Source organism: Streptomyces sp. a15 (assembly GCF_059026085.1).
The window spans coordinates 1-6,264 of record NZ_JBWLKM010000176.1; the positions used below are offsets into that span (position 1 = coordinate 1).

At 68.7% G+C, this 6,264-nt stretch carries 5 protein-coding genes; 3 read left to right on the forward strand and 2 right to left on the reverse strand.

The window, feature by feature from the left end; all coding sequences use genetic code 11:
* Both AC5P09_RS51030 and AC5P09_RS51035 read right to left on the reverse strand, forming a co-directional pair.
* The coding region (locus tag AC5P09_RS51030; RefSeq protein WP_493880484.1) for an MMPL family transporter at positions 1-1,406 on the reverse strand (1,406 nt) is incomplete at its 3' end.
* A gap of 383 nt (positions 1,407-1,789) precedes the next feature.
* Entirely contained in the window at positions 1,790-2,719 is a 930-nt protein-coding gene (locus AC5P09_RS51035; protein WP_493880485.1) for a haloalkane dehalogenase, read from the reverse strand.
* 214 nt (positions 2,720-2,933) lie between these two features.
* Between AC5P09_RS51035 and AC5P09_RS51040 the strand changes: the two genes are divergently transcribed.
* The 3 genes from AC5P09_RS51040 to AC5P09_RS51050 form a co-directional block, all read left to right on the forward strand.
* Positions 2,934-3,563, forward strand: a complete 630-nt coding sequence (locus tag AC5P09_RS51040) for a TetR/AcrR family transcriptional regulator (protein WP_493880486.1) — start codon at positions 2,934-2,936, stop codon at positions 3,561-3,563.
* A gap of 369 nt (positions 3,564-3,932) precedes the next feature.
* Positions 3,933-5,036 carry a 4Fe-4S binding protein gene (locus AC5P09_RS51045; protein ID WP_493880487.1) on the forward strand — a complete coding sequence of 368 codons (1,104 nt, stop codon included), beginning with the start codon at positions 3,933-3,935 and terminating at the stop codon, positions 5,034-5,036.
* 289 nt (positions 5,037-5,325) lie between these two features.
* Positions 5,326-6,264: DUF3533 domain-containing protein (locus AC5P09_RS51050; protein ID WP_493880488.1), on the forward strand; the 939-nt coding region annotated here is incomplete at its 3' end.

Here is a 6,264-nt window from a genome sequence, read left to right on the forward strand (position 1 = left end):
ACCCGGGCCGTGGTGCCCTCGACGCCGGTGATCCGGGCGCTCGTGGCGCCCTCGGTGGCGCCGAGCCGCTCGGCGTATGCCTTCAGAGCCGCGCCCTGCTCCTTCGAGGTCGCGTCGGACTTCAGCACGAGCAGCGAGTCGATGGACTTCACCGCGTCGCCGTCGAAGTCGCGCTCCATGGTGGTGAAGACCTGGCGGCCCTCGGAACTGCTCGGCAGCTGCTGTGCGTTGATGGAGCCGAATTCGATCTTGGAGAACGGCAGGGCGAGCGTCAGCAGCAGGCCCACCGCGCCCACCATCACGACTCCCCGCCGCCGCATCACGCCGTGCCCGAACCGGTACCAGGCACCCTCGCCCGCCGCCGTCGGGCGCACGGCCTTCTTGCGGCGGCGCAGCGGGAAGGCATTGACCTTCGGGCCCAGCACGGCGAGCACCGCGGGCAGCGCGACCAGCGAGAAGAGCACCGACAGCACGACCGCGGCCACACCGCCGTACGACATCGACTTCAGGAACGTCGACGGGAAGAGGGTCAGGCCGGCCAGCGCCGCCGCGACCGTGGTGCCGGAGATCACCACAGTGCGCCCGGCCGTGGCGATCGTGCGCCCGAGCGCCGCTTCGCCGGTGTAGCCGCGCTCCAGCTCCTCGCGGTAGCGGCTCACGATCAGCAGGCCGTAGTCGATGGCGACCGCGAGACCCAGGATCGTGACCAGGCTCATGGCGAACACGGACACATCGGTGATGTTCGAGATGACCCGCAGGACGGCCATCGAGCCCAGGATGGAGAGCACGCCGACGACCAGAGGAAGGCCGGCCGCGACCAGACCACCGAACACGACCAACAGGAACAGGAAGAGCACGGGGGCCGAGATGATCTCCGCGTGCCTCAGGTCATGTTCGATCTTCTCACCGGCCTGATAGCCGGTGGGCACCGTGCCGCCCTGCAGGGTCTCCAGGCCGGGTGCCGGGATCTTGTCCTTGATCGCCTTGTACGAGTCCTCCTTGGCCTTCTCGCTGTTGCCCTGGAGGTTCAGTGCGACGTAGGTGGCGTGCCGGTCGTGGCTGACCTGCGCCGGCATCTTGGTCTGCCAGAAGTGCAGGTAGCCGGTCACCTCCGCCTTCGGCAGGGACTCCACCTGCTGGACGACCGCCTGCTGGAACGACGGGTCATCGACGGTGCGGTCCTCGTCGCGGTAGACGATCACGGCATCCGGTGTCCGCTGCGGGAACGCCTTCTCAGCGATCTTTTCCGCGTGCCGGCTGTCGGAGCCGGGGTCTTGGAAGCCGAGCGGCGTCAGGGAGCCGAAGACACCGGCACCGTAGGCCCCGGACAGGACGGCGAACAGCAAGGTCAGTACCAGCAGGGGCTTTCGCCTCCGGTGAAGCAGACGCCCAAAGCTGTCAAACATGATTTCTCCTGGATCGTTGGCGAGCGCCGGGCAGGACTGTGTGGCCGGCTCGTGGCGGAGTGCGTTCAGGTCGCCACCGGTCCGCCGCGACACCGCGCTCGAAGTGGTGGGCGGGAAGCTGAAGCCGGCCGAGTTCGACAGGACGTGGCGGCTCAGGAAGTTGATGAGCCTGGGCTCATCGGGCGCAAAGGAGACACCTCTGCGCTGGTCGTACGCTCGTCGGCGGTTCGGCTGACTGCCGGGCAAGGACGCTCTCGCCGGCCGCGAGGGCAAGTGCCGGAAGACGAGGGTCTGTCGGGACTCGGCCCAGCCCCGAGGTGTCCGCAGGGCTGCCGGCCGACGCGGTGCTCGCCGGTGTGGTGGGTCGTCGCGAAGACCGGCTGTCAGCCGAGGCCGAGGATGGCATCGACCAGCAGATCCGGCTGCTGCTCCTGCAGGAAGTGACCGGCGTCGGGAACCGTCACATGGTCCCGCCCCTTCGCACCCGGGACGCGGGCGTGGAAGAGCTGCTCGTATATGAGAGTGATGTCTTCGTGGTCGGCGAAGGCGGTGAGGAACGGCTTCTCGAAGGCTGCCAGCCCGGCCCAGGCGCGGCGCAGCATCGAGGCGGGCGGGTCTGTGGCGTCGAGCGATACCAGGTGCGGGAACTGGCGCACTCCGGCGAAGTGCCGCTCGGACGGGAAGGGGGCATCGTAGGCGGCCGCTTCCTCCTCGGTGAGGAGGTGGGCCGTCTGGTTGAGGGCGCTGTCGGGGCTGCCGACCGCCCACGAGGCGGTCAGGTGGGGCGACTCGGACTGCTCCCGCCAGCGCAGGAATGCGCCGGCCGCATGCGCGAAGTTCTCCGGAGTGAACGCGGCCATGACGTCCGGGTCGGTCAGGCCGGTGTTGGCGGCGACCACGGCCGCAAACCGGTCGGGTGTGACCCCGACGTGCACGAGGAAGACGAACCCGCCCCAGTCCTGACCGAACAGGGTGATGTCCGCCAGGTCGAGCTGGTCGAGCCAGACGCCGGTCCAGCCCACGTGAGACTCGTAGGTGTACGCGGCCCGGTCGACCGGCTTGTCGGAGCGGCCGAATCCGATCAGGTCGGGAACCAGGACGCGTCGGCCGGCTGCCACCAACCCGGGAATCATCTTGCGGTAGAGGTAGCCCCAGGTCGGCTCGCCATGCGCGAGGACCACGACCGGGCCGTCGGCCGGCCCCTCGTCGATGTAGTGCATGCGCAGGCCCTCACCGACCGTGGCGTACCGAGGCTCGTACGGCCAGTCGGGGAGGCCGACGAAGCGCTCGTCAGGTGTTCGTTCATTGTCCATGCGAGGAATCATAACAGTGTTTTCATTGCTCGCTCCAAACCCGTTTGCGTATAACCTGACCGGATGGGCATCGGAACATCTCGCGTTGACCTGGCGTTATTCAAGGACGACCCTTTCAAGGTCGGCGCGACCCCTGGGTGGGCAGCACCAACCGACCGCAGCTCGATGCGCCACCGGGGACGCATTCGTAACGCTGTTGCAATATGCTGGCGCCATGGCCAGGCTCAAGACACATGACGAAGCGCTCCGACTCCGGCTCCTGCACCGTGCGGCCGCCACGGTCTTCGACCGCGGCACGGCCGCGCTGAGCCTGCGACAGCTCGCGGCGGACGCGAAGACCTCGACCACGGCGGTCTACTCGCTGTTCGGCAGCAAGGCCGGCCTGCTCAGCAGCCTGTACCAGGAGGCCGTGCGGCTCTTCGTCGAGCGCCTGGCCACCCTCCATCCGACGGACGACCCGGCCGGCGACGTGATCCGCATCGGGCTCGCCTATCGCGAGTACGCCGTCGCCAACCCACATCTCTACGCGATCCTCTTCTCCGACCGCAGTGTCCAGTGCCCGTCCGACTCGGACAGGCCGCGCGAGGCCGCCGAGACGTACCGACCCCTGGTCGACGCCGTGAGCCGCGGGCAGCGGGCCGGGCAGTTCAGTTCCGCGTCCGACCCCGAGGTCATCGCACTGTCGGTCTGGGGAATGGCCCACGGCCTGGTGTCCCTGGTGCTGTCGGGCAACGAGCCGCAGGGGCTCGCGGTCGCCGACTGCTACGAGCGGGCGCTGCGGGCGTTGGTGACGGGATGGCGAACCGGCGAGGATCCGGTTGCGGGGTTCGCGAATGTGATGTGACCCCGGAGCGGATTCTCACTCCGCGCTTGGACGTACCATCCAGCGGGGCTTTCGCGAGGAGCCCGGCGTTCACGCCCGCAAGGACATCGCACCCTTCGGGGTCCCGGCCGCCCTCGACCGCGTCCCGCAACGCGGGGACCGGCGCGCCGCTGGAGCACCCTCTGAGGGAGCGGGGATCAGGGCCCGGACGCCCTGCCGCCGACGTGCGTACCGGCTACGGGCCTGTTGCAGCACCGTACGAAGGGGCGCGGGTCGGGGAGCGCTAGCCGCTTGAGCTTGCGCGTGGAAACTGATCGGTTTACGGTGGTGAACTGATCGGTTTTTCGTCCAAGAGGCGAGCCTCAAAACCCGAATCCCTAGGAGTATCGGATGACTGCCGCGCGCGAAGTCGAGGGGCAACCGAAGGATCCCAGGCTTCCGGCGAAGCTGGCCGCCCACCCGTCGGTACAGGCCGTACTCGCCCGGCGCAGGGCCGGTGACGCGGTGAACCCGCCGGCGGTGATCGACGCGGCCTGGCTGCGCGAGCTGTGCCTGGCGGCCGGAGCGGACGACGCCGCCGCGGTCAGCCTGGACCACCCCGACCTGGCCGGCGAGCGCGAGTACGCGCAGTCCGCGCTGCCCGGCACCCGCACCCTGATCGCGATGGCGGTCCGGATGAACCGCGACAACTGCCGCTCCCCCGCCCGCAGCGTGGCCAACCAGGAGCTCCACCAGACCGACGAACAGGCCAACCACGCCGCCCGCAGCGTCACCCAGGCCCTGCAGGACGCCGGCTACCGCGCACTCAATCCGTCCGTCGGCTTCCCCCAGGAGATGGACCGCTTCCCCAGGGAGCGGATCTGGGTGGTGGCGCACAAGACGGTCGCGGTGGCCGCCGGGCTCGGCGTGATGGGCCTGCACCGCAACGTCATCCACCCGAAGTTCGGCAGCTTCATCCTGCTGGTCACCGTGCTGGTGGACGCGGAGGTGAGCGAGTACGGGCAGGCGCTGGACTACAACCCCTGCATCGACTGCAAGCTGTGCGTCGCCGCCTGCCCGGTCGGCGCCATCAGCAAGGACGGGGCATTCGACGCGTTGGCCTGCACCACGCACAACTACCGCGAGTTCATGAGCGGGTTCACCGACTGGGCGCAGACCGTGGCCGACAGCGAGGACGCCGCCGACTACCGCTCCCGGGTCACCGATTCCGAGAGCGCCTCCATGTGGCAGAGCCTGACCTCGCCCCCCGGTTACAAGTCCGGCTACTGCCTTGCCGTCTGCCCCGCCGGCGAGGACGTTCTGGGCCCCTACCTGGACGACCGCAAAACATTCATGGACACCGTGCTGCGACCACTCCAGGACAAGAAGGAAACCCTGTACGTTCTGCCCGGCTCACACGCGCAGGAATACGCCCAGCGCCGTTTCCCGCACAAGCCCGTCAAGGAAGTCACCGGCGGCTGGCACCCCCCGGCGAAACGCTCCGCATCCCACTGAGCCGGCGCCCCTTGTGGCCACCGCCCGCTCGTCCTGTGCAGAGGTAGAGGTTGTCGCTCATGTCTGCTACCGACCGCCCGCACCCGTACTCGGTCGCGAACGCTCTCGCCATCGTCGGCGAACACGGAAGCCTGCTCGTACCGCAGGAGGTGTTCGTCGGTGTACGACGCTTCCACCCGACAACCGCCATGCGCGCGCCGAGGACTGACCATTCCAAGGATCGCCGACCTGCAATGACGCCGTCCGGCCTCCTCCCGCTGTGCCTTTGTAGTCGAGACCGGAGTAAGCCATGAGTGGCATTCACCCCTTCCGCGTCCTGCGCGCCAAACCTCTGTGGATCGCCAATGGCGTCATCACGGGCGTACTCGCGCTGCTGTTCACCGTGTTCTACGTCGGCGCCAACATCGACCCGGTCGATCACCTGAAGAAACTGCCCGTCGGTCTGGTCAACGCCGACAAGGGAGCCGCCGTCGGCGGCAAGCGGGTCAACCTGGGGGCTCAGATCACCGAGTCGATCGAGAAGTCGACCGCGAGTGGGAACAAGATCGACTGGAAGGTGATGGACGAGAAGGGGATGAAAGAGGAGCTCGGCGAGGGCAAGCTGTACGGCGCGCTCGTCGTCCCCGCCGACTTCACCTCCACCACCACCGCGCTGACCGGCACCGCGACCGCCGGGACCCTGGTCCGCCCGACACTGACGGTGCTGACCAACCAGTCCGCCGGCAGCATGGGATCCAGCCTGGCCCGGACGGCGACGACGCAGGCGGCCGAGAACGCCTCGCTGCAGGTGGGCAAGGAGCTGACCGCCCAGAGCGGGACCGGGCAGACAAGACTTCCCGCAGCGGCGCGCGTCCTGCTGGCCGACCCGGCCGCCGTCACGGTCGAGGACGGCCATCCGCTCGACTCCCACAGCGGCCTGGGCCTGACGGCGTTCTACTACGCGCTCGTCCTCGTGGTCTGCGGCATGCTCTCCGCCAACGTCATCAGCGGCCAGGTCGACCACGCCCTCGGCTACACCCACAACGACATGGGCCCGCTGCGCCTGCACCGCCCGCTGATCCGGGCGACCCGGGTGCAGACCCTCGCCATCAGCAGCACCCTCATGGCAGGTCTGTCCCTGCTGATGGGGACCCTGGTCATGGTCGGCGCGATCGGCATCATGGGCATGGACGCCGCCCACCTGCCCCTGCTGTGGCTGTACTCGGTGTGCGCCATCGCCGTCACCGGG